The organism is Streptomyces sp. NPDC051921 (assembly GCF_040680975.1).
In the GTDB taxonomy this organism is placed as follows: Bacteria; Actinomycetota; Actinomycetes; order Streptomycetales; family Streptomycetaceae; genus Streptomyces.
Genome location: NZ_JBFAXU010000006.1, coordinates 283,164 through 302,736, shown reverse-complemented (window position 1 = coordinate 302,736; position 19,573 = coordinate 283,164). Strand labels below are relative to the sequence as shown.

The 19,573-nt window shown below is 73.7% G+C and carries 17 protein-coding genes; 6 read left to right on the top strand and 11 right to left on the bottom strand.

Annotation, left to right across the window (positions count from 1 at the left end):
- Positions 1–388: 388 nt before the first annotated feature.
- Entirely contained in the window at positions 389–1,816 is a 1,428-nt protein-coding gene (locus tag AB0M16_RS11270; protein ID WP_365341290.1) for an aspartate ammonia-lyase, read from the top strand.
- A gap of 4 nt (positions 1,817–1,820) precedes the next feature.
- On the opposite strand, the gene AB0M16_RS11265 is transcribed toward AB0M16_RS11270, so the two are convergent.
- Positions 1,821–2,468 (bottom strand): NAD(P)-binding domain-containing protein, encoded by a 648-nt coding sequence (locus AB0M16_RS11265; RefSeq protein ID WP_365341288.1) that lies wholly within the window; start codon positions 2,466–2,468, stop codon positions 1,821–1,823.
- 191 nt (positions 2,469–2,659) lie between these two features.
- Between AB0M16_RS11265 and AB0M16_RS11260 the strand changes: the two genes are divergently transcribed.
- On the top strand, positions 2,660–3,253 hold the full coding sequence (locus tag AB0M16_RS11260) for a hypothetical protein (protein WP_365341286.1): 594 nt from the start codon (positions 2,660–2,662) through the stop codon (positions 3,251–3,253).
- Here the strand turns inward: AB0M16_RS11260 and AB0M16_RS11255 are convergent.
- The gene (locus tag AB0M16_RS11255; RefSeq protein WP_365341284.1) at positions 3,250–4,617 is read right to left on the bottom strand and encodes a serine hydrolase domain-containing protein; all 1,368 of its coding nucleotides are present in this window, start codon (positions 4,615–4,617) and stop codon (positions 3,250–3,252) included. The two genes, AB0M16_RS11260 and AB0M16_RS11255, sit on opposite strands and share 4 nt — an antisense overlap.
- A 143-nt stretch (positions 4,618–4,760) precedes the next feature.
- On the opposite strand from AB0M16_RS11255, the gene AB0M16_RS11250 reads away from it, so the two are divergent.
- Positions 4,761–5,891 carry a CapA family protein gene (locus AB0M16_RS11250; protein ID WP_365341282.1) on the top strand — a complete coding sequence of 377 codons (1,131 nt, stop codon included), beginning with the start codon at positions 4,761–4,763 and terminating at the stop codon, positions 5,889–5,891.
- Positions 5,892–5,939: 48 nt separating this feature from the next.
- A complete protein-coding gene (locus AB0M16_RS11245; protein WP_365341280.1) occupies positions 5,940–7,208 on the top strand; it encodes a phosphoribosyltransferase family protein in 1,269 nt (422 codons plus the stop codon).
- Positions 7,209–7,211: 3 nt separating this feature from the next.
- Here the strand turns inward: AB0M16_RS11245 and AB0M16_RS11240 are convergent, their stop codons facing one another.
- The 4 genes from AB0M16_RS11240 to AB0M16_RS11225 form a co-directional block, all read right to left on the bottom strand.
- Positions 7,212–7,796 (bottom strand): TetR family transcriptional regulator, encoded by a 585-nt coding sequence (locus AB0M16_RS11240; RefSeq protein WP_365341316.1) that lies wholly within the window; start codon positions 7,794–7,796, stop codon positions 7,212–7,214.
- Between the two features lie 144 nt (positions 7,797–7,940).
- The gene (locus AB0M16_RS11235) at positions 7,941–8,351 is read right to left on the bottom strand and encodes a VOC family protein (protein WP_365341278.1); all 411 of its coding nucleotides are present in this window, start codon (positions 8,349–8,351) and stop codon (positions 7,941–7,943) included.
- Between the two features lie 42 nt (positions 8,352–8,393).
- The gene (locus tag AB0M16_RS11230) at positions 8,394–11,165 is read right to left on the bottom strand and encodes a SpoIIE family protein phosphatase (RefSeq protein ID WP_365341276.1); all 2,772 of its coding nucleotides are present in this window, start codon (positions 11,163–11,165) and stop codon (positions 8,394–8,396) included.
- Between the two features lie 102 nt (positions 11,166–11,267).
- Entirely contained in the window at positions 11,268–11,750 is a 483-nt protein-coding gene (locus AB0M16_RS11225; protein ID WP_365341274.1) for an SRPBCC family protein, read from the bottom strand.
- A gap of 181 nt (positions 11,751–11,931) precedes the next feature.
- On the opposite strand from AB0M16_RS11225, the gene AB0M16_RS11220 reads away from it, so the two are divergent.
- Positions 11,932–13,008 carry an enoyl-CoA hydratase/isomerase family protein gene (locus AB0M16_RS11220; protein ID WP_365341272.1) on the top strand — a complete coding sequence of 359 codons (1,077 nt, stop codon included), beginning with the start codon at positions 11,932–11,934 and terminating at the stop codon, positions 13,006–13,008.
- A 190-nt stretch (positions 13,009–13,198) separates the two neighbouring features.
- On the opposite strand, the gene AB0M16_RS11215 is transcribed toward AB0M16_RS11220, so the two are convergent.
- Both AB0M16_RS11215 and AB0M16_RS11210 read right to left on the bottom strand, forming a co-directional pair.
- Positions 13,199–13,960: a VOC family protein gene (locus AB0M16_RS11215; protein WP_365341270.1), complete on the bottom strand. Its 762-nt coding sequence runs from the start codon at positions 13,958–13,960 to the stop codon at positions 13,199–13,201.
- Positions 13,961–14,271: 311 nt separating this feature from the next.
- A complete protein-coding gene (locus tag AB0M16_RS11210) occupies positions 14,272–15,210 on the bottom strand; it encodes an endonuclease/exonuclease/phosphatase family protein (RefSeq protein WP_365341268.1) in 939 nt (312 codons plus the stop codon).
- 121 nt (positions 15,211–15,331) lie between these two features.
- On the opposite strand from AB0M16_RS11210, the gene AB0M16_RS11205 reads away from it, so the two are divergent.
- Positions 15,332–16,249 (top strand): glutaminase, encoded by a 918-nt coding sequence (locus AB0M16_RS11205; RefSeq protein WP_365341266.1) that lies wholly within the window; start codon positions 15,332–15,334, stop codon positions 16,247–16,249.
- Positions 16,250–16,413: 164 nt separating this feature from the next.
- On the opposite strand, the gene AB0M16_RS11200 is transcribed toward AB0M16_RS11205, so the two are convergent.
- From AB0M16_RS11200 to AB0M16_RS11190, 3 genes are all read right to left on the bottom strand, one after another.
- On the bottom strand, positions 16,414–17,061 hold the full coding sequence (locus tag AB0M16_RS11200; RefSeq protein ID WP_365341264.1) for a 1,4-alpha-glucan branching protein: 648 nt from the start codon (positions 17,059–17,061) through the stop codon (positions 16,414–16,416).
- A gap of 80 nt (positions 17,062–17,141) precedes the next feature.
- Positions 17,142–18,587: a GH1 family beta-glucosidase gene (locus tag AB0M16_RS11195; protein WP_365341262.1), complete on the bottom strand. Its 1,446-nt coding sequence runs from the start codon at positions 18,585–18,587 to the stop codon at positions 17,142–17,144.
- Between the two features lie 94 nt (positions 18,588–18,681).
- Positions 18,682–19,572 (bottom strand): carbohydrate ABC transporter permease, encoded by an 891-nt coding sequence (locus AB0M16_RS11190; protein WP_365341260.1) that lies wholly within the window; start codon positions 19,570–19,572, stop codon positions 18,682–18,684.
- Between the last annotated feature and the right edge of the window lies 1 nt (position 19,573).

The window sequence follows — 19,573 nt, the reverse complement described above, 5'->3', positions numbered from 1 at the left end:
GGTGTCCGGACTGCGAGCTCCACTTCGCTCCGCTCGTGGAGGTCGCCTGAAACGTCCGGACACCCCCTCCCCCGCTCCGGCCCCGGACCCCTCCCCGCCGTCGTCGGGCATCCCGGCTCCGCGAAGGCCAAGGACTCCCGCCGTCGTCGGGCATCCCGGCTCCGCGAAGGCCAAGGACTCCCGCCGTCGTCGGGCATCCCCTTCGCATCGTTTCGGCCCAGGTCTCCCGCACGTCGTCGGACATCTCGTTCCGTCTCTCCGGCTTCGGGCGGCTTCCGTTCGTCGTCGGACATCTCGTTCCGTGTTCGGCTTCGGGCGGCCTCCGTTCGTCGTCGGACATCCGTCTCCTCCTTCGCCGTCCCTCCCCACGCGTAAGGCACCCGTCACCGTGATTCCCGCACAACAGAAGAACGTCCGCCGCGAGCACGACCTGCTCGGCGACCGGGACGTCCCCGCCGAGGCGTACTGGGGTGTGCACACCCTGCGCGCCACGGAGAACTTCGCCATCACCGGCACGCCGATCTCCGTCTACCCGCAGCTCATCGACGCCCTCGCCGCGGTGAAGGAGGCCGCCGCCCTCGCCAACGAGGAGCTCGGCCTGCTGCCCGCCGAGAAGGCCCGCGCGATCGTCGACGCCTGCCGGGAGATCCGGGGCGGCGCGCTGCACGGGGAGTTCGTCGTGGACGTCGTCCAGGGCGGCGCCGGCACCTCCACCAACATGAACGCCAACGAGGTCGTCGCCAACCGCGCCCTGGAACTCCTCGGCCACGCCAAGGGTGCGTACGCGCACCTGCACCCCAACGAGGACGTCAACCTCGGTCAGTCCACCAACGACGTCTATCCGACTGCCATCCGCATCGCCGCCATCGGCGCCGCGCGGGAGCTGCTGCGCGCGATGGCCGTGCTCCAGGACGCCTTCGCCGAGAAGGCGGTCGAGTTCGGCGGGGTCGTCAAGATGGGGCGCACGCAGCTCCAGGACGCCGTGCCCATGACGTTGGGGCAGGAGTTCTCCACGTACGCCGTGATGCTGGAGGAGGACCGGGGGCGCCTCGCCGAGGCCGTCGAGCTGATCCACGAGATCAACCTCGGCGCCACGGCCATCGGTACCGGTCTCAACGCCGCCCCCGGGTACGCGGAGACCGCCCGCCGCCACCTGGCGGACATCACCGGTCTGCCCCTGGTGACCTCCGCCAACCTGGTCGAGGCCACCCAGGACTGCGGTGCCTTCGTCCAGCTGTCCGGCGTCCTCAAGCGGATCGCCGTGAAGCTCTCCAAGACCTGCAACGACCTGCGGCTGCTGTCCTCCGGTCCGCGAGCGGGCTTCGGGGAGATCAACCTGCCGCCCGTGCAGGCCGGTTCGAGCATCATGCCGGGCAAGGTCAACCCCGTCATCCCCGAGGTCGTCAACCAGGTCGCCTTCGAGGTGATCGGCAACGACATGACGATCACGATGGCGGCGGAGGGCGGCCAGCTCCAGCTCAACGCCTTCGAGCCGGTCATCTTCCACGCCCTGTCGAAGAGCCTGACCTCCCTGAGGGCGGCCTGCCACACGCTCGCCGAGCGCTGTGTCACCGGCATCACCGCCAATGTCGACACGCTGCGCGCGAGCGTCGAGAACTCCATCGGCCTCGCCACCGCGCTCAACCCGCACCTCGGCTACACCGCGGCCACCGCCATCGCCCAGGAGGCCCTCGCCACGGGACGCTCGGTCGCCGAACTCACCCTGGAGAAGGGCCTGCTCCCGCCCGAGCGGCTCGCCGAGCTGCTCACCACCGAGCACCTCACGGGCACCTCGGGCGGTGTGCTGAACGCCTGATCGGTCAGGCCCTCGGCACCGCGAAGTTGAAGTCCATGGTGCCGAAGGTCCCGAACAGGCGCAGCCACAGCGGCAGCACCAGCTCGGTCGCCCGGGCCCCCGTCAGGTCGCCGAGGTCGAGGATCCGCTCGTCCGGCCAGCCGAAGGACTTCAGCAGGCCGCCGACGACTTCCTTGGCCTCGGCGTCGTCGCCGCACACGAAGACGACGTGGTCGCCGGGGACGCGGGAGGGCTCGACCATCACCGTGTTCGTCATGGTGTTGAGCGTCTTCACCACGCGCGCGCCGGGGAAGGCGCGCTGGATCTGCTCGGCCAGGCTGGCGCCCTCCGGCTGCGCCACCGTCGGCGGTACGCCCTGCGAGAAGTCCAGGGGGTTCGACACGTCGACCAGGACCTTGCCGTCCAGGTTCTCCGCGCCCGCCGCCTCGAGGGCGGCCAGCGACACGAGACCGCCGGTCGCGTTCACCACCAGCTCGGCACCGGCCGCGGCCGCGGCGAAGGTGCCGTGCGCCGAGTGGTGCTCCGCGGCCCACTCCTTCGCGCCCGTGTGATCCGCGGACCGGGACCCGAGGGTCACCTCGTGGCCGACCGAGACCAGCTTGCTCGCGAGACGGCGGCCGACCTCTCCCGTTCCGAGTACCGCGATTCTCATGCCTGTGCGCTCCTTCGTGATCTCGGGATTCCCGGCCGACCGTACGCCCTCGGGTGACCCCGCGCCGTCGAAATCGCTCGTTCGTCCATGGAGCGGGGCCGGGTGCGCCCGGTACGGAAGGCTCAAGTTCGATAGCGGCAAAGCCGACATTCTTACCAATGTTGGCACGAAACAGTCGCGGAGTCGCCCGTATGACCACCGTAGTCACCACCCCCGACGCGCTCGACCGCGAAGCCGCCGCCCTGCTCGACACGGCGGCCTGGCAGGAGATCGTGGCCCGGTGGGCTCAGACCCCGCCGGTACGGGAGGAGGCCGACTGGCGGCGGTTGCTGTCCGTGCCCGTCGAGCAGTTGGTGGCGCAGGCCCTGGACGCCCTCCCGGTGCCCGAGCCCGCCGAACGGGCGCTGCCCGGACGGCTCGGCGCGATGCTGCCGGACCGGCTGCACGTCTGGCGCCGGATCGGGCAGCCGGACGTGCTCCCCTCGGTCCACCTCGCGCACGCCCGGCGCGTCCTGACGGAGTGGGGCTGGCAGAACACCCCGTACAAGCTGCGCGACGCGCGGGGGGCGCGCTGTGTCTGCGGGGCGATGCTCGCCGCCCACCGTCTCGGGTACGGCACCGCCGGCACCATGAACGAGGCCGGGGCGTGGATGCTCGAGGAGCTCCGTTCGCGTGGCTGGCACCAGCTCATCGGCCCCTGGAACCGGGCCCCGGGCCGCACCGCGGCGGACGCGCTCGCCCTGGTGGACGCCACCATCCGCCGCGCGGCCCGGGTCGGCCGTTAGGGCTGTGCCCGGTGCACCGGCGTGGGCCACCGGTCGACCAGTGGCGGGGCGACCGCCGACAGCGGGGCGGCGGAGCGCAGGCCCTCGCCGGCCGCCGGGGCGCCGCCGCTCACCGCGCCGTCCACGAACGCGTACAGGGCGGGGGTGACGGGATCCGGCAGCTGGTGGCCCTGCTCGTCGAAGCGCTGGTACTTCATCAGGTTGTAGGCCACGGTGACCTGTCGGCGGCCGTCCTCCGTGGCCAGCGACCAGGTGCCGGCACCGAAGACCGCGCCGTCGTGGCCCCAGTACCAGCCGCCGCTCGGCATCACCATGGTGTACAGGCCGAGGCCGTAGCGCATCACCACCTCGCCGTCCGGCGTCACGACCGCCGGGACCGTCGTCTTCATCGCGCGCAGCGCGGCCGGGCCGATGAGCTTGCCGCCGAGCAGCTTGCGGTAGAAGACGTTGAGGTCGTTCGTCGTGGACACCAGCGCGCCTGCCGTGCCCGCCCATGACATGTCGTACGTGCTGTAGTCGCGGGGCGGGTCGATGAAGCCGAAGAACGACTCGTACATTCCCGCGTGCGGACCCCTCAGGGACGCCGAGGCCGGGAAGTAGGTGTGGCGCAGGCCCGCGCGGCGGATGACGTTGCGGGTGATGTACGCCTCCGCGTCCTGGCCGGTGACCCGCTCCAGGATCAGCCCCGCGAGGACGAAGTTGGTGTTGGAGTAGCTGAACTCGCCGCGAGGCTCGGCCGGCGGGGTGGCGAGGCCGAGGCGCACCAGCTCCTCCGGCTCGACGTGCCGCAGCCGGTTCTCGTCGAGCGCCTTCCCCGGGTTCTGCAGGAGGCCGGGGAAGGCGGGCAGCACGTGGTCGGCGATGCCGCTCGTGTGGTTGAGCAGCATCCGGACCGTCACCTGCTCGCCGCGCTCGCCGGGTACGAGGTCCGGGACGTACCGGGCGACCGGCGCGTCCAGGTCGATGCGGCCGCGCTCCACCTGCTGGAGGACGGCGACAGCCGTGAAGCTCTTCGTGATGCTGCCGACCCGGTGCTCGAAGTTCGGGGCCATCGGCCGCCCGGTGGCCGGCTCGGCGAGGCCGGTGGCCCCCCGCCACTGCTCGGAGCCGTCGCGGACCGCCGCGAACGCCCCGTACATGCCGGCGGTGTGGAAGGCGTCGAGCGAGTCGCGCAGGGCCGCGCGGTCGAGGGCCGGCAGATGGCGGGCCACGACCTGGCCGGCCGGCGCCCCCGCGGCGTCGGCGGCCTGGGCCGGCAGCACTCCCAGCGACAGGGCGAGCAGGGCGGTCGAGAGCACGGCCGTGGTACGGGCCGGGCGGGCGAGGCCTAAGCGGCCGGAACGCGTGGTGCGCGTGGTGCGCATGAAAGGTGTCCCCTCCGTCGTTCGTCCACGCACGGTCCATGCGCGGACCGTCCATCCTCGTGGCTCCCGCCCGCGTCCCGCGTCCTCCTCCGGAACGATCATGATCATCGGAGTGCGTACGTTCGGGGGACTACCCTGGGTGTATGGGCGGCAGCGGTCTGACCGGACTGTTCCTCTGCGGCGACGTCATGCTCGGCCGGGGGATCGACCAGATCCTTCCCCATCCCCTCGACCCGACCCTGCCCGAGCGCTACGTCCGCGACGCCCGCGACTACGTGAACCTCGCCGAGGCCGTCTCGGGGCCGGTGCCCCGCGGCGCGGCGCCCGCCTACCCGTGGGGAGAGGCCCTCGCCCTGATCGACGGCGCGCGGCCCGACGCCCGCGTGGTCAACCTGGAGACCTCCGTCACCCGGTGGCCCGATCCCGTACCGGGCAAGGCCGTCCACTACCGCATGGATCCGGCCAATCTGCCGGCGCTCACCGCGGTACGCCCCGACGTGGTCGTCCTCGCCAACAACCACGTCCTCGACTACGGCCGCCGTGGCCTCGACGACACCCTCGACGCCCTCGACGGCGCAGGACTGCGCACCGCGGGCGCGGGCCGGGACGCCGAGGAGGCCCGGCGTCCCGCGACCGTCCCGCTGTCCGGCGGGCGCCGACTGCTCGTGTTCGCGCTCGGCCTGGCGTCCAGCGGGGTGCCCCGCGACTGGGCGGCCACCGCGCGGCGCGGCGGGGTCCATTACGCGGCGGGCCCCGACGACGAGGCCGCGACCCGGCTCACCGCCCGGCTGCGCGCCACCCGGCGCCCCGGTGACCTCGTCGTGGTCTCGGTGCACTGGGGAGCCAACTGGGGCTACGCCCCCGCACGCGCCGAGGTCGCGTTCGGCCACGCGCTCGTCGAAGCGGGCGCCGACATCGTGCACGGGCACTCCTCGCACCACCCGCGCCCCCTGGAGACGTACCGCGGCAGGCTCGTCCTGCACGGCTGCGGCGACCTCGTCAACGACTACGAGGGGATCACCGGCCAGGAGCGCTACCGCGACGACCTGCGCCTCCTCCACCTCGTCACCGTCCACGACGAGGACGGCAGCCTGGAGGAGGTCCGGCTGGTGCCGCTGCGCAGCCGGCGCCTGCGCCTCGAACGGGCCCCCGAGCAGGACGTGCGGTGGCTCCACGACGTGCTCGGCCGGATCAGCCGCCCCTACGGGACGCGGATCGCCACCGCCCCCGTGACGGAGGAGGACGGTCCGGCCCTGACCGCCCGGCCCGTGTGACGGCCCGCCGGGGCCGAGCACGCGGACCGGCAGGAAGGTGTGCAGGACATGTACTTCTCCGACCGCACCGACGCGGGCAGGCAGCTCGCCGCCCGGCTCGAAGGTCTCAAAGGGCAGGACGTGACCGTCCTCGGGCTGCCCCGCGGCGGAGTGCCCGTCGCCGCCGAGGTCGCCGACGCGCTCGACGCGCCCCTCGACATCTGTCTCGTCCGCAAACTGGGCGTGCCGTACCAGCCCGAGCTGGCCATGGGAGCCATCGGCGAGGGCGGCGTCCGGGTCCTCAACGACGACGTCATCGTCCAGACCGGCGTCTCGGACCGCAGCCTCGCCGAGGTGGAACGGCGTGAACGGGCCGTCCTGGAGGAGCGCGCCCGACGCTACCGAGGCGCCCGCGAGCCCGCCGACATCAGCGGTCGCACCGCGGTCGTCGTCGACGACGGCTTCGCCACCGGGGCCACCGCGCTCGCCGCCTGCCACGTCGTACGGGCCCGCGGCGCCGCCCGGATCGTCCTCGCGGTGCCCGTCGCGCCGAGCGGCTGGACCGGTCGGCTCGGGGCCGCCGCCGACGAGACGTACTGTGTCCACGAGCCCGCGGTCTTCTACGCCATCGGACAGTTCTACCGGGACTTCTCGCAGACGCCCGACGAGGAGGTCGTCGCCCTGCTGCGGCTGCGGCGCGGCGCCCGCGGCGAGGACACCGAGGTGCGCATCCCGCTCGGCGAACTCGCGGTCGGCGGACGGCTGACCGTGCCCGAAGGGGCCACCGGCGTCGTGCTCTTCGCACACGGCAGCGGCAGCAGCCGGCACAGTCCGCGCAACCGGGCCGTCGCCGAGACACTGAACCGAGCCGGACTCGGCACCCTCCTCTTCGACCTGCTCACCGAGGACGAGGCAGCCGACCGGGCCAACGTCTTCGACACCCCGCTGCTCGCCGCACGCCTGGCCCAGGCGGCCGGCTGGCTCGCGGACCGGCCGGGCACCGGCCGACTGCGCACCGGCTATTTCGGAGCCAGTACGGGCGCGGCGGCGGCGCTGTGGGCCGCGGCCGAGCCCGGCAGCACCGTCGGCGCCGTCGTCTCCCGGGGCGGTCGGCCCGACCTCGCCGACGAGCGCCTGCCCGACGTCACCGCCCCGACCCTGCTCATCGTCGGCGGAGCGGACACCCTGGTCCTCGACCTCAACCACCGGGCCGAGCGGCGGCTGCGCTGCGAACACCGGCTGGTCACCGTCCCCGGCGCGGGCCACCTCTTCGAAGAGCCCGGGGCCCTGGAGGAGGTGGGTACGCTCGCGGCCGCCTGGTTCGCCGACCGGCTGTGACGGCTACGACCCGGAGCCGCCGACGATCCGGTCCACGGCCGCCTCGATCAGGGCGTTCCGCTCCTCCTCCGGGAAGACGCCCGGCAGCGTGAGCTGCTCCACGATCAGCCAGTTGAAGGCAAGGATCAGCAGCCTGACCGCGGTCGTGTCACCGGGCAGGTGCGAGGCCTCGTGGTACGTGACGTTGGCGTCGACGTCGGCGCGCACCCGTGCGGTGAGGACCTCGCGCAGGTCCGGGCGCCGGGTGGCCTCCAGGCGCAGCTCCAGGAGGGCGAGATAGCCCGTGCGGAAGGCGCTGACGCGGCCGACGACCTCCTTCATCAGCTCCTTGTACGTCTCCAGGTCCGGGGGTGCCGCCTGCTGGCGGGCGATCTCCTCCTCACTCGGCTGCAGCCGCTCGTAGACACGGGCGCCGGCCTGGGTGAGCAGGTCGTCCCGGTTGGCGAAGTAGTTCGACGCGGTACCGGGCGGCACGGCCGCCTCGGTGTCCACGGCCCGGAAGGTGAGCCCCCGCGCCCCTTCCCGGGCGAGCACCTCGATCGCGGCGTCGACGAGCGCCGCCCTGCGCTCCGGATTGCTGCGCGCCACCGTCATCACTCCCGTCCCGGGCACGATAAGTACTCCACGGAGAGTACTACGGCTGGAGTGACGAAATGGGGGACCCCACCGCGCAGGCCACCGGGCCGAACCGCGACGCGCCCACCTGCTCCGGCCGAGCCCGGAGGCCCGTCGTCACCACTCCGACGCGACGAGTTCGACTTCAAAACCGTCCGCGTCCTCCAGGTAGGCGGCACAGCTCTGCTCCCCGCCCGCGTGCGGATGGCGGTCGGGGAACAGCAACCGCCACCCGCCGCGCACGGCGCCGTCGGCCAACCGGTCCATCTCCGCGCGCGTCGCGACGTGGAACGCCAGGTGGTTGAGGCCCGGACGCAGCCGGTCGTGCGTGCCCGCGCTCAGCGCCGAGGACTCCTCGAACACCAGGTACGTGGCCCCGAGCCGCCAGCTCCGGCCCCGCTCCCACTCCTGGAACGGCTCGTAGCCGAGCGCTTCGAGCAGCGGGCCGAACGAGGCGGCGGCGCGCCCGATGTGCGGCACCCAGATCTCCACGTGGTGCAGTGCGCCGGTGACGGCCGGACCGGTCATGCGTTCCTCCAGGGTCGCTCCGGCGCCGACCCTAACCCGCCGTCACCAGGCCAGGTCCTCCAGGGCGTCCAGATCGGGCACCGGCCCGGAGCCGTTGCCGTCCGCCTGGTCCGGGGCGATCGGCAGCTCGGCCCAGATCGTCTTGCCGCGGCGCGCGTACCGGGTGCCCCAGCGCTGGGCGAACTGCGCCACCAGGAAGAGCCCGCGACCGCCCTCGTCGGTGTCCGCCGCGTGCCGCAGGTGCGGCGAGGTGCTGCTGCCGTCGGACACCTCGCAGATCAGCACCCGGTCGTACACGAGCCGCACGCGTACCGGCGGGCGCCCGTAGCGGATCGCGTTGGTGATCAGCTCGCTCAGCACCAGCTCCGCCGTGAACCCGACGTCCTCCAGATCCCACGAGGCGATCCGCGCCGCCGCGGCCGACCGCACGGGCGAGACCGCGGACGGATCGTTCGGCACCTCCCACTCGGCGATCCGGTCCGGCGGGATCCGCTCGGCACTCGCCACCAGCAGGGCGATGTCGTCGTTGGGCATCGGCTGCAGCAGCGTCGCCAGCACGTCCGCGCACGTCTGCTCCGGCGACCGGCCCGGCCGCGCCAGCGTCTTCCGCAGCAGCTCGAGCCCGGTGTCGAAGTCCCTGTGCCGGTCCTCCAGCAGCCCGTCCGTGAACATCACCAGCTTGCTGCCCGGCTCCAGCTTCAGCCGCGCGGACGCGAACGGGCGGTCGCCGAGGCCCAGACCCAGCGGCAGCCCGGCCGGCACCGCGGGGAACTCCACGCTCCCGTCCGGCCGCACCAGGGCGGGCCCGGGATGACCCGCACTCGCCATCGTGCAGGAACCGGTGGTCGGGTCGTAGATGGCGTACAGACAGGTGGCGCCCGTGGTGCCTTCCGCCCTCTCGTCACCCTCGGCCGCGGCGGTGCCCCCGCCGCCCGGTTCGTGCTCCTCGCCGAGCCGGTCGATCAGCTCGTCCAGGTGGCCCAGGAGCTCGTCCGGCGGCAGGTCCAGCGTCGAGAAGTTCGCCACCGCGGTCCGCAGCCGGCCCATGGTCGCCGCGGCGTGCAGGCCGTGACCGACCACGTCCCCGACGACCAGCGCCACCCGTGCCCCCGGCAGCGGGATGACGTCGAACCAGTCGCCGCCCACTCCGGCCTTCGCCGGCAGGTAGCGGAACGAGACCCGCATCGCGCTCTGCTCCGGCAGCACCCGCGGCAGGAGGCTGCGCTGGAGCGCCACCGCCATCGAGTGCTCCCGCGTGAACCGCCGCGCGTTGTCGATCGCGAGCGCCGCGCGCGCCGCCAGCTCCTCGGCGAACGACAGGTCCTCCTCCCCGAACGGCTCGGGGGTCTCCTGACCGCGCCAGAAATTGGCCATGCCGAGCACCACACCGCGCGCCAGCAGCGGCACCGTGAGCAGCGAGTGCAGCCCGTACGCGAGCGCCTGGGCCGCGCCCTCCGGGTCCTGCGCCCGCCAGCCCTCGGCAGTGGCCAGATCCGTCTGGATCACCGCGCGCCCCTCGTCCAGGGCCGAGGCCATGGGCGTGCTCGGCACCACGAACCGGATCAGGTCGCCCACCGGCTGCAGGGGAGTTTCCTCGGTCACCCCGCTCAGAGCGGTCCGCCGCATCTCCGTGAACGCCCCCGAGGGTTCCTCGCCGCGTACCACCGGGTCGAGCAGCTCCACCGTCACGACGTCCGCGAACCGCGGCACCGCCACCTCGGACAGCTCCTCCGCCGTCCGCACGACGTCCAGCGTGGTGCCGATCCGCGTGCCCGCCTCGTAGAGCAGCCGCAGCCGTCCCCGCGCGACCTCGGCCCGGCCGGTGAGCGCGGCGAGCTCGGTCGTGTCGCGCATGGTCATGACGCAGCCGCCGTCGGCCGCGCCGTTCCCCGTCGGCCGTACGTTCACCGCGAGCAGCCGGTCCGCGGCCGGGTGCACCTCGTCCGTCGCCGCCCGCCCGGACAGCAGCAGGGCGGCCGTACGCGGTTCGAGGCCGAGCTCCCTCACATGCCGCCGCTCGGCGTCGTCCGGCAGTTTCAGGAGGCGGCGGGCCTCGTCGTTGGCGAGCAGCAGCCGCCCGTCGCCGGCGACGATCACGACCCCCTCCTTGACCGAGTGGAGGACGGCCTCGTGGTGCTCCTTGAGCCGGGTCATCTCGGCCGGGCCCAGGCCGTGCGTCTGCCGCCGCAGCCGGGTGCTGACCAGCGCAGCGCCGCCCACGGCGGTGGCCAGGCCGATCCCCGCCGCGCCGAGCAGCAGTGGCAGCCGGCCCTCCACCGCCTGTCCGACGGTAGCCACCTCGACCCCGCTGCTCACCATGCCGATCACGGCGCCGCCCTCGTCCCGGACCGGGACGACCGCCCGCACGGCGTCGTTCGGCGCCCCGTGGAAGATCTCGGTGAAGGACTCGCCGGCCCGGGCCCGGCCGATGTCCCCCTGCGCCCGCTGCCCGATCAGGGACGGGTCGGAGTCCGTGTAACGGGCCCCGTCCGGGGCGAGCACCGCGACGAAGTCGACACCGGAGCCGCGACGGGCGGCCTCGGCCTTGGGCTGCAGCACCGCGGACGGATCGGGAGCGCGCAGGGCCTCCACGATCCCCGGCGCGTGCGCGAGGGTCTCGGCGACGGCCAGGGAGCGGTTGCGGGCGTCCTGCTCGCTGTCGTACTGCCCCTGCAGGACGAGGGCGAGCGCGGCGGCCGCCACTATCAGGAGCGCGATGACCGCCTGCAGGGCGAAGACCTGGCTCGCGACGCTCCGTAGTCCGGTGGGTCGCCCGCTGGTTCCACCGGGGGACCCGTCCGCGCCTCGCGTCACGGTGCGCTCCTTCCCGTCCTGCTTGCCGGGGGCTTCCTTCCATGCTGCCCCCGCCGCGACCGGCAGGGGAAACGGAGGCCACCACGGAGCGCGACCGGCGGCTCAGCCGGCGGGGGCCGCGGCGCGCGCGAGGCGCGCCAGCGTGGTGCGCATCCCGTGCCGGTTCACGGCGATCCGCCGCTCCGGGTCGGTGCCCGCGAAGACCGTGCCGAGCAGGTCGGCGAGGCCGGCGCCCCGCCCCGTACGCAGGTCCTGCCACGTCTCCGTGACTCGGGTTCCCGCGCCCTCGTCCTCGAAACGGTAGCCCCAGCGTGCGATCGGCAGCCCGAAGACGCCCACATCGAAGGTGAACTCCTCGCCCGGGCGGGCCGTCGTGACCCGGCCGGTGGTGAACCAGACGAAGGGGCCGCGCCGGTTGAACCCGACGAACCGGCTCCCGGCGCGCACCGGCGGCCGCGGCACGAGGACCCGGCGGCACTCGGGGCTCCAGCGCCCCATGTTCCGCAGGTCCGCCACCAGCCCGTACAACGTGGCGCGATCCGCGTCCACCAGCACCGATTCCTCGAGACTCCTCTGACGTGCCATGCCCGCTCCCCTCGGTCTCATGAGTTACCCGCGGGTACGGTAGCGGAGAGGGGCCCTGTGCGGGCACCGCCCGGGCGGTTACGGTGGGCGGAAGATCGTTCCACCGACCGGGTCGGAGCGGGCGATCGCGTCGCAGCGAAGCCCGGACACCCGTTCGGCCCGCCGGAAGGAAGAAGGCAGCATGTCGGTACCCACCGGCCTCCCCGAGCCGGAGGTCCTCGTCCACACCGAGGGCCGCGCCGGCTTCCTCACCCTGAACCGGCCCCGGGCCATCAACGCCCTCACCCACGACATGGTGCGCCGGATCGACGGGGCGCTCACCGCGTGGGAGCACGACCCGGCCGTGACGACCGTCGTCCTCCGGGGCGCAGGGGAGCGGGGCCTGTGCGCGGGCGGGGACATCCGCGCCATCCACGACGACGCGCGCGCCGGCGGCACCGCGTCGGTGGACTTCTGGCGCGACGAGTACCGGCTCAACGCCCGCATCGCCCGCTACCCCAAGCCGTACGTGGCGTTCATGGACGGCATCGTCATGGGCGGGGGTGTCGGTGTCTCCGGGCACGGCTCCGTCCGGATCGTCACCGAACGCTCGCGCGTCGCCATGCCCGAGACCGGCATCGGCTTCGTCCCCGACGTCGGCGGCACCCACCTGCTCGGCCGTGCCCCCGGCGAGCTCGGCACCCACCTCGCCCTCACCGGCGCCCGGGCCGGCGCCGCCGACGCGATCCTCGTCGGCCTCGCCGACCACCACGTCCCGTCCGCAGACCTGCCCGCGCTCGCCGCCGCCCTCGCCACCGAGCCGGCCGCCGACGCGGTCGCGCGCTTCGCCCGCCCGGCGCCCGACGGCGAGCTCGCCGGACGCCGCGACTGGATCGACGCCTGCTACGCGGCCGACACCGTCGAGGACATCGTGGAGCGACTCACCGACTCCGGCGTCCCCGAGGCCAAGGAGACCGCGACCGTCCTGCTCACCCGCTCGCCCACCGCCCTCAAGGCCACCCTGGCCGCGGTGCGCCGCGCCCGGGCCCTGGACGCGCTCGAAGAGACGCTGAACATGGAGTTCCGCCTCTCCTGCGCGGCCCTCACCTCGCCGGACCTGCTCGAGGGCATCCGCGCCCAGGTCGTCGACAAGGACCGGAACCCGCGCTGGCAGCCGCCGACCCTCGCCGAGGTGACGGACGAGGCCACCGAGCGCTGGTTCGCCCCACGCGCCGCGGGCGAGCTGGGGCTCACTCCTCCCCGGCCCACGGACGGCTGACCCCCAGCGCCCGCGAGGCGGCCTGGGCGCCCGCGAGGCGGCCCCAGCGCCCGCGAGTGAGGCCGCCTGCCTGGCACTCGCGTGCGCGGCTGCCTGCCCCGGGTGCTCGCGTGCGCGGCTGCCTGCCCCTGGCGCTCACGCACGAGGCCGCCTACCCCCGGGGCGCGCACGCGCGGCCGCCCAAGCCCGGTCAGTCCTGCTCCGCCGGGTCCTCGTACAGCGTGAACAGGCCGCCCTGCGGATCGCGTACCGTCGCGCGCCGGCCCGCCGGGGCGGGCCAGCCGTGGTCCGCCTCCGGGACCAGGGCGCCGCCGAGGGCGAGGGCCGCGGCGGTCGCCCGCTCCAGGTCGGGGACGCGGAAGTGGATCAGCCAGCGGGGGCGCAGCTGCGGCTGGGGCGAGGCCGCCTCGGCGGGGCCGCTGTTCAGGCGCGCGACCGCCTCGCCCTGGCGGCGCAGGACCACCTGCTCGTCCTCGTACGCGACCTCGAAGCGGTCCGCGCCGCCGTCGACCCACTGCAGCACGCCCCCGTAGAAGAACGCGGCGTCGAACGCGTTGCGCGTGTGCAGCTCCAGCCAGGCCGGGGCGTGGTGCTCGCCGAGCCGCCATCGGGAGGAGATCCGGCCCTCCCAGATCCCGAACGCGGCGCCCTCCAGATCGGTGGCGAGCGCCGCCCGGCCGCGCGGCGGGAAGGGCACCGGGCCCACGCCGACCGTGCCGCCGCGCTCCCGGATGCGCGCCACCGCCGCGTCCGCGTCGGCGACCGCGAAGTACACCGTCCAGGCCACCGGTACGCCCATCCGGACGACCACCTCGCCGATCCCGGCCACCGGGATCCCGTCCTGCTCGGCGACCGAGAAGCCCTCGCCCAGGGGGCCGCGCCGGAAGGTCCAGCCGAGCACGGCTCCGTAGAACTCCTCCGCCGCGTCGAGATCGCGTGCCGCCAGATTCATCCAGCAGGGCGCTCCCGGCTCATCCGCGCTCAACGGCACCCGGCTCACCTCACTCCCGTTCGGCCTGGCCCCCGGTTCTGCCCCCAGGCCACCCTCACCCGGACGAACCCGCGGCGCCACTTGCCACGCCCGTCGCATCCGAGGATGTGACGGGCGAAGCCCGCCCTGGTCGGCGGTCTCGTCGCCTCCGCCGCCGCCTCCGCGGCCCCGGCGCTGCCGTGCGCGGCCGGGCCGCTCGTCGGTCCGGCGCTCCGAGCCGCGCCACGGCGTGAGCTCCCCGCCGGGGCGCGGCGACGCCGGAGGGAGGGCCGCTACTTCACCGTCACCGTGCCGACGAGAATGCGGTGGTCGGAGCAGGCCGCGACGCCCGTGCACGCCGTGGAGACGGCGAGCGAGTCCGCGCTGTACGGTCCGGCCAGCGCGCTCTCCCGGACGAAGATGTGGTCGATCTTCGCGTTCCCGCCGCACGGCGGCGTCGCGCCGGGCGTGCCGTCCGCGGTCCACTCGCCGTAGCCGATGCAGTTGCCCGCGTCGTCGTCGTCGAGCTCCCGGTACTGCCCGGTGTTGTCCGCGTTGTACGGCGTGTTCACGCTGGGCGCGTAGTACGAGTTCAGCCGGCCGTAATGGGGCTGGGCGTTGAAGTCACCCGCGATCAGCGCCGTCTCGCCGGCGGCGGCGTACTCCTCCAGCTTCTGGCGGACGAACTCCAGCTGGGCGACGTTGAAGGACTGGCTTGTCGTGATGTGCGTCGTACAGAACCGGGTCGCCGTCCCGTCGGTGAGCGGCGCGCACAGCATGTTGCGCTTCTCGGCCGTGCCGTCGTCCGGCAGGGCGAAGCGGGCGGCGCCGCCGAGCGGGCGCTTGCTGAAGATCGCGTTCCCGAACGCCTCGCCCTGGCACACCGCCGCGTTCCCGGCGGGACGGCTCGGCTCGAAGCGGGCGAAGTTCGCCTGGTCCTGCGGCCAGCCCTTGGCCCGCAGCTCGTCCACCAGGGCGCTGTACTGCCCCTGACACAGCTCGTTGAACGCGGCGAAGTCGGCGCCGCGGTTCACGATCGACCCGGCCGCCTGGGTGACCAGGCCGTCCGTCGTGGAGCCGTCGTGGATCGTGTTCCCCGCCACGTTCCACTGCCAGACCGTGTACGTGCGCGGCGCCGGGGTCTCGGCCTGCGCGGCGGTCGCCGGCAGCAGCACCGCGGCGAGCGCCCCGGTGAGCGCGAGCCGAAGCCCGCGTCGGATGTTTCGTCGCATGGAGCAATCCCCCTCCGTGACCGGCCGGGCTGCGGCCGGATGCCGCAACCCGAGCGACACGGGGATGATCATAGGAGGGGGCACCGACGAGGCCGGTGACCGTCCCACGCATGATGTGTGCATGCTGTTGACGTTCGAACCCGTCCTGGACCGCATCGCCGAGGAGATCGCCGACCTCGCCGAACGCGGCCGACCCGCCGACTACATCCCCGCGCTCGCCACCGCCGACCCCGGCCGCTTCGGGATGGCCGTCGCCGAACTCGACGGGACGGTGTACGGGGTGGGGGACTGGCAGCAGCCCTTCTCCACCCAGTCCGTCACGAAGGTCTTCACCCTCGCCCTGGCCCTCGCCCGCAAGGGCGACCCGCTCTGGGAGCACGTCGGCCGCGAACCCTCCGGCAACCCGTTCAACTCGCTGGTCCAGCTGGAGTACGAGAACGGCATCCCGCGCAACCCGTTCATCAACGCGGGCGCCCTGGTCGTCACCGACCAGCTGCACCGGACCACCGGCGACGCCTCCGGCGTCCTGCTCGACTTCCTGCGCGCCGAGAGCGGCAACCAGGACCTCGACTTCGACCGCGACGTCGCCGCCTCCGAGAGCGCGCACGGCGACCGCAACGCGGCCCTGGCCCACTTCATGGCGAGCTACGACAACATCGCCAACCCCGTGCCGACCCTGCTGCGCGAGTACTTCCGCCAGTGCTCCATCGAGGCCTCCTGCGCCGACCTCGCCCTCGCCACCGGCTTCCTCGCGCGGCACGGCATCCGCGCCGACGGCACCCGGCTGCTCACCCGGAGCCAGGCCAAGCAGGTCAACGCCGTCATGCTCACCTGCGGGACGTACGACGCCGCCGGCGACTTCGCCTACCGGGTCGGACTGCCCGGAAAGAGCGGAGTCGGCGGTGGCATCATCGCCGTCGTCCCCGGCCGCTGCACGCTGTGCGTGTGGAGCCCCGGTCTCGACGAGCGGGGGAACTCGGTCGCGGGCGTCACCGCCCTCGACCGGTTCACCACCATCACCGGCCTGTCCGTCTTCTGACCGAGCGGACCAGGACCGAACGGAGCGAACGGACCCGGCCGGACGGAACGGTTCCGGCCGGAGCGGTCGGCGCGAACGGCCGGGTCGGAGCGGACGGGCCGGGTCGCGAACGGGCCGGGTCGGACCGGTCGGACCTGTCGGGCCGGCGGAACCGGTCCGTTCCCTCAGACCGCCGGGCCGAACGCCAGGACGTAGGCTCCGCGGCGCGCCTCACCGTCCGGGAGGTGCCAGTCGGCGATCACGTGGCCCAGCGATCCCGTGGCCTTCGGGTCGAGCACGCGGGCCAGCCGCAGCAGCGGCGCGCCCGCCCCGAGCCGCAGGTCCGTGCCGTTCGCCCCCTCTTCCACGACCGGCGCGGCGGACGCGTGCCACGTGCCCGGCCCGTCGGAGTACGCCTCGACCGTCAGGTCCGGGGTGTCCGACAGGCTCTGGGCCTGCGCGACCGCCCGACCCTCGAGGAGCGCCGTCAGCCCGGCGACGAAGACCGGGTCGTGCGCCGCGTCGTAGAACCAGCGGGTGCCGAGCACCCCGTGCTCCGCGGTGCCGATCAGCGCCCGCTCGGCGCCCGCCAACGGCGCCCCGCGGTAGGTCATCGGCACGAGGTAGGCGTGGACCTCGTCGCCGGAGGAGTCCGTGACCACCATGAACTCGATGCCCACCTCGCCCTCCGGGTCGTCCAGCCGGAAGCCGCCCGCCTTGGCCAGCTCGGGCACGGCGTCCGCACCGCCCCGGTACCAGGGGCGTGTCGGCAGCCAGACCGCCAGCAGCTCCAGCTTCGTCGGCGTGATGGTGGTCCTGTGGATCTCGGCCATGTGTGGTGCGCTTCCTCCGTGACAGTACGGTTCCAGGGCATGCGGACCCGCCCCGGAACCGTACCTCTCCGGACGGGCCGTCAGGCGTCAGCCCCCGGGGCGTGCAGCTCGCCCGAGCGGGCCACCCGCGCGTACCAGCGGGCGCTCGACTTCGGCGTGCGGCGCAGCGTCTCGTAGTCCACGTGCACGGCGCCGAAGCGCTTCGCATAGCCGTACGCCCACTCGAAGTTGTCGAGCAGCGACCACAGGAAGTAGCCGTGCACCACGGCCCCTTCCTCGACCGCCCGGTGCACCGCCTCCAGGTGCGCGTGCACGTAGGCCGCGCGCTCCGGGTCGTGCACGGAGCCGTCCGCTCCGACCACGTCCTCGTACGCGGCGCCGTTCTCGCTGACCACCAGGGGAAGACCGGGGTACCGCGTCGAGATCCGGGTCAGCAGGTCCGTCAGGCCCGACGGGTCCACCGGCCAGCCCATCGCCGTGCGCGGCCCGTCCGCCTGGTGGAAGGCGACGTCGTCCGCGCCCGGCCACGGCGAGAAGTCGCTGTTCCCGTGCCCGTCGTCCTGCGGCTTCTCGCCGCCTTCGGCGACCCGCGAAACGACCGTCGGGGTGTAGTAGTTGATGCCCAGCCAGTCCAGCGGCTGCCCGGCCGTCGCCTCGTCCCCGGACCGCACGAAATCCCAGTCGGTCAGGTGCGCGGTGTCCGCGAACAGCTCCTGCGGGTAGCGGCCCTCCAGCATCGGCCCCAGCCACACGCCGTTGCCGACCGTGTCGATCCGGCGGGCCGCCTCCCGGTCCTCCGCCGATCCGGTCAGCGGCCGCACCTCGTGCAGATTGAGCGACACCGCGAGCTTCGCCCCGGCCGGCAGCGTCGACCGCAGGGCCTGCACCGCGAGCCCGTGCCCGAGGTTGAGGTGGTGCGCGGCGCGCAGCGCGGCCACCGGGTCGGTGCGGCCGGGGGCGTGCACCCCGGAGCCGTACCCCAGGAAGGCACTGCACCAGGGCTCGTTGAGGGTGGTCCAGCGGGACACCCGGTCGCCGAGGGCCTCGGCGACCAGACCCGCGTACGCGGCGAAGCGTTCCGCCGTCGCGCGCTCCGGCCAGCCGCCCGCGTCCTCCAGCTCCTGCGGAAGGTCCCAGTGGTAGAGCGTGAGGGCGGGCTCGATCCCGGCCGCGAGGAGCTCGTCGACGAGGCGCCGGTAGAAGTCCAGGCCCTGCTGCACGGCCGGACCCCGGCCGGTGGGCTGGACCCGGGACCACGACACCGAGAACCGGTACGCGTTCAGGCCGAGTTCGGACATCAGCCGGACGTCCTCGCGGAACCGGTGGTAGTGGTCGACGGCGACGTCGCCCGTGTGGCCCTGGAAGACCTTGCCGGGGGTGTGCGAGAAGGTGTCCCAGATGGACGGCGTGCGCCCGTCCTCCGCAGCGGCCCCCTCGATCTGGTACGCGGCGGTGGCGGCGCCCCAGAGGAAGCCGGACGGAAAGCGGCGGACGGCGGTGAGCGGCCGGGTTTCGGACGCGGTCATGTGAGAGCGCTCCCAACGCAGAGACGGGTGGATGACGAGCGGAGGAGAGGGGCGGAGTGCCGGAGCCGGCGTCGCCGGCTCCGGCGGGGTGGCGTCAGCTCTTGACGGCGCCGGCGGTGATCCCGCCGACGATGTGCTTGCCGAGCACGGCGAACACGAGCAGCAGCGGCACCGTCGAGATCAGGGCGCCGGTCAGCACCACCGCCTGGTCGACGGTGTGGTTGCCCGCGCCGAGGCCGGCGAGCGCCACCTGCAGAGTGGGGCTGCCGTCAGGGGTGAGCGCGATGAACGGCCAGAAGAAGTCGTTCCACGCCTGCACGAAGACGAGCATCCCGAGGACCGCCATCGCGGGCCGGGCGACCGGGAACACCACGTGCCAGACGATCCGCAGCGAGTGCGCGCCGTCCATCCGGGCCGCCTCCACGAGCTCGACCGGCAGCGCCTCGACGAGGAACTGGCGCATGAAGAACACGCCGAACGCGGCGACCAGGGACGGCAGGACCACCGACTGCAGCTGGTCGACCCAGCCGAGGTCGGTGATGATCCGGTAGAGCGGGATGACGCTCAGCTGCGGCGGGATCGTCATCGTCGCCACCACCAGGGTGAGCAGCACGTTGCGGCCCTTGAACGGCAGCTTGGCGAAGGCGAAGCCGGCGAGCGTGGAGAAGAGGACCGTGGACAGGGCGACGAGCGCGGCCACGACCGTGGTGTTGACCAGCGCCTCGCCCATGTCGACCTGGTTCCAGGCGAAGGAGAGGTTGTCGAAGAGGCGCGGCCCCGGCAGCAGCGGCGCGGGGGCCGTGACCACCCGCTCGCCGCTGTGCGAGGCGGCGACGAGGTTCCAGTAGAGCGGGAAGAGGGACAGCAGCGCGGCGACGGCGAGCAGCAGGTACGTGAGCGGGCCGGCGTGGTGCTGGCGGCCGGCCGACTGCCCGAAACGGGCCCGGCCGCGGGGACGGGACGGCGCGGGAGTAGCGGTACGCATG

What these genes read in the sequence shown, in the direction of transcription:
- AB0M16_RS11200 (WP_365341264.1), bottom strand. Translation starts at nt 17,061, where the DNA reads ATGGCCGAGATCCACAGGACCACCATCACGCCGACGAAGCTGGAGCTG.
- AB0M16_RS11265 (WP_365341288.1), bottom strand. Translation starts at nt 2,468, where the DNA reads ATGAGAATCGCGGTACTCGGAACGGGAGAGGTCGGCCGCCGTCTCGCG.
- AB0M16_RS11250 (WP_365341282.1), top strand. Translation starts at nt 4,761, where the DNA reads ATGGGCGGCAGCGGTCTGACCGGACTGTTCCTCTGCGGCGACGTCATG.
- AB0M16_RS11215 (WP_365341270.1), bottom strand. Translation starts at nt 13,960, where the DNA reads ATGAATCTGGCGGCACGCGATCTCGACGCGGCGGAGGAGTTCTACGGA.
- AB0M16_RS11225 (WP_365341274.1), bottom strand. Translation starts at nt 11,750, where the DNA reads ATGGCACGTCAGAGGAGTCTCGAGGAATCGGTGCTGGTGGACGCGGAT.
- AB0M16_RS11190 (WP_365341260.1), bottom strand. Translation starts at nt 19,572, where the DNA reads ATGCGTACCGCTACTCCCGCGCCGTCCCGTCCCCGCGGCCGGGCCCGT.
- AB0M16_RS11210 (WP_365341268.1), bottom strand. Translation starts at nt 15,210, where the DNA reads ATGCGACGAAACATCCGACGCGGGCTTCGGCTCGCGCTCACCGGGGCG.
- AB0M16_RS11205 (WP_365341266.1), top strand. Translation starts at nt 15,332, where the DNA reads ATGCTGTTGACGTTCGAACCCGTCCTGGACCGCATCGCCGAGGAGATC.
- AB0M16_RS11245 (WP_365341280.1), top strand. Translation starts at nt 5,940, where the DNA reads ATGTACTTCTCCGACCGCACCGACGCGGGCAGGCAGCTCGCCGCCCGG.
- AB0M16_RS11220 (WP_365341272.1), top strand. Translation starts at nt 11,932, where the DNA reads ATGTCGGTACCCACCGGCCTCCCCGAGCCGGAGGTCCTCGTCCACACC.
- AB0M16_RS11260 (WP_365341286.1), top strand. Translation starts at nt 2,660, where the DNA reads ATGACCACCGTAGTCACCACCCCCGACGCGCTCGACCGCGAAGCCGCC.
- AB0M16_RS11235 (WP_365341278.1), bottom strand. Translation starts at nt 8,351, where the DNA reads ATGACCGGTCCGGCCGTCACCGGCGCACTGCACCACGTGGAGATCTGG.
- AB0M16_RS11195 (WP_365341262.1), bottom strand. Translation starts at nt 18,587, where the DNA reads ATGACCGCGTCCGAAACCCGGCCGCTCACCGCCGTCCGCCGCTTTCCG.
- AB0M16_RS11255 (WP_365341284.1), bottom strand. Translation starts at nt 4,617, where the DNA reads ATGCGCACCACGCGCACCACGCGTTCCGGCCGCTTAGGCCTCGCCCGC.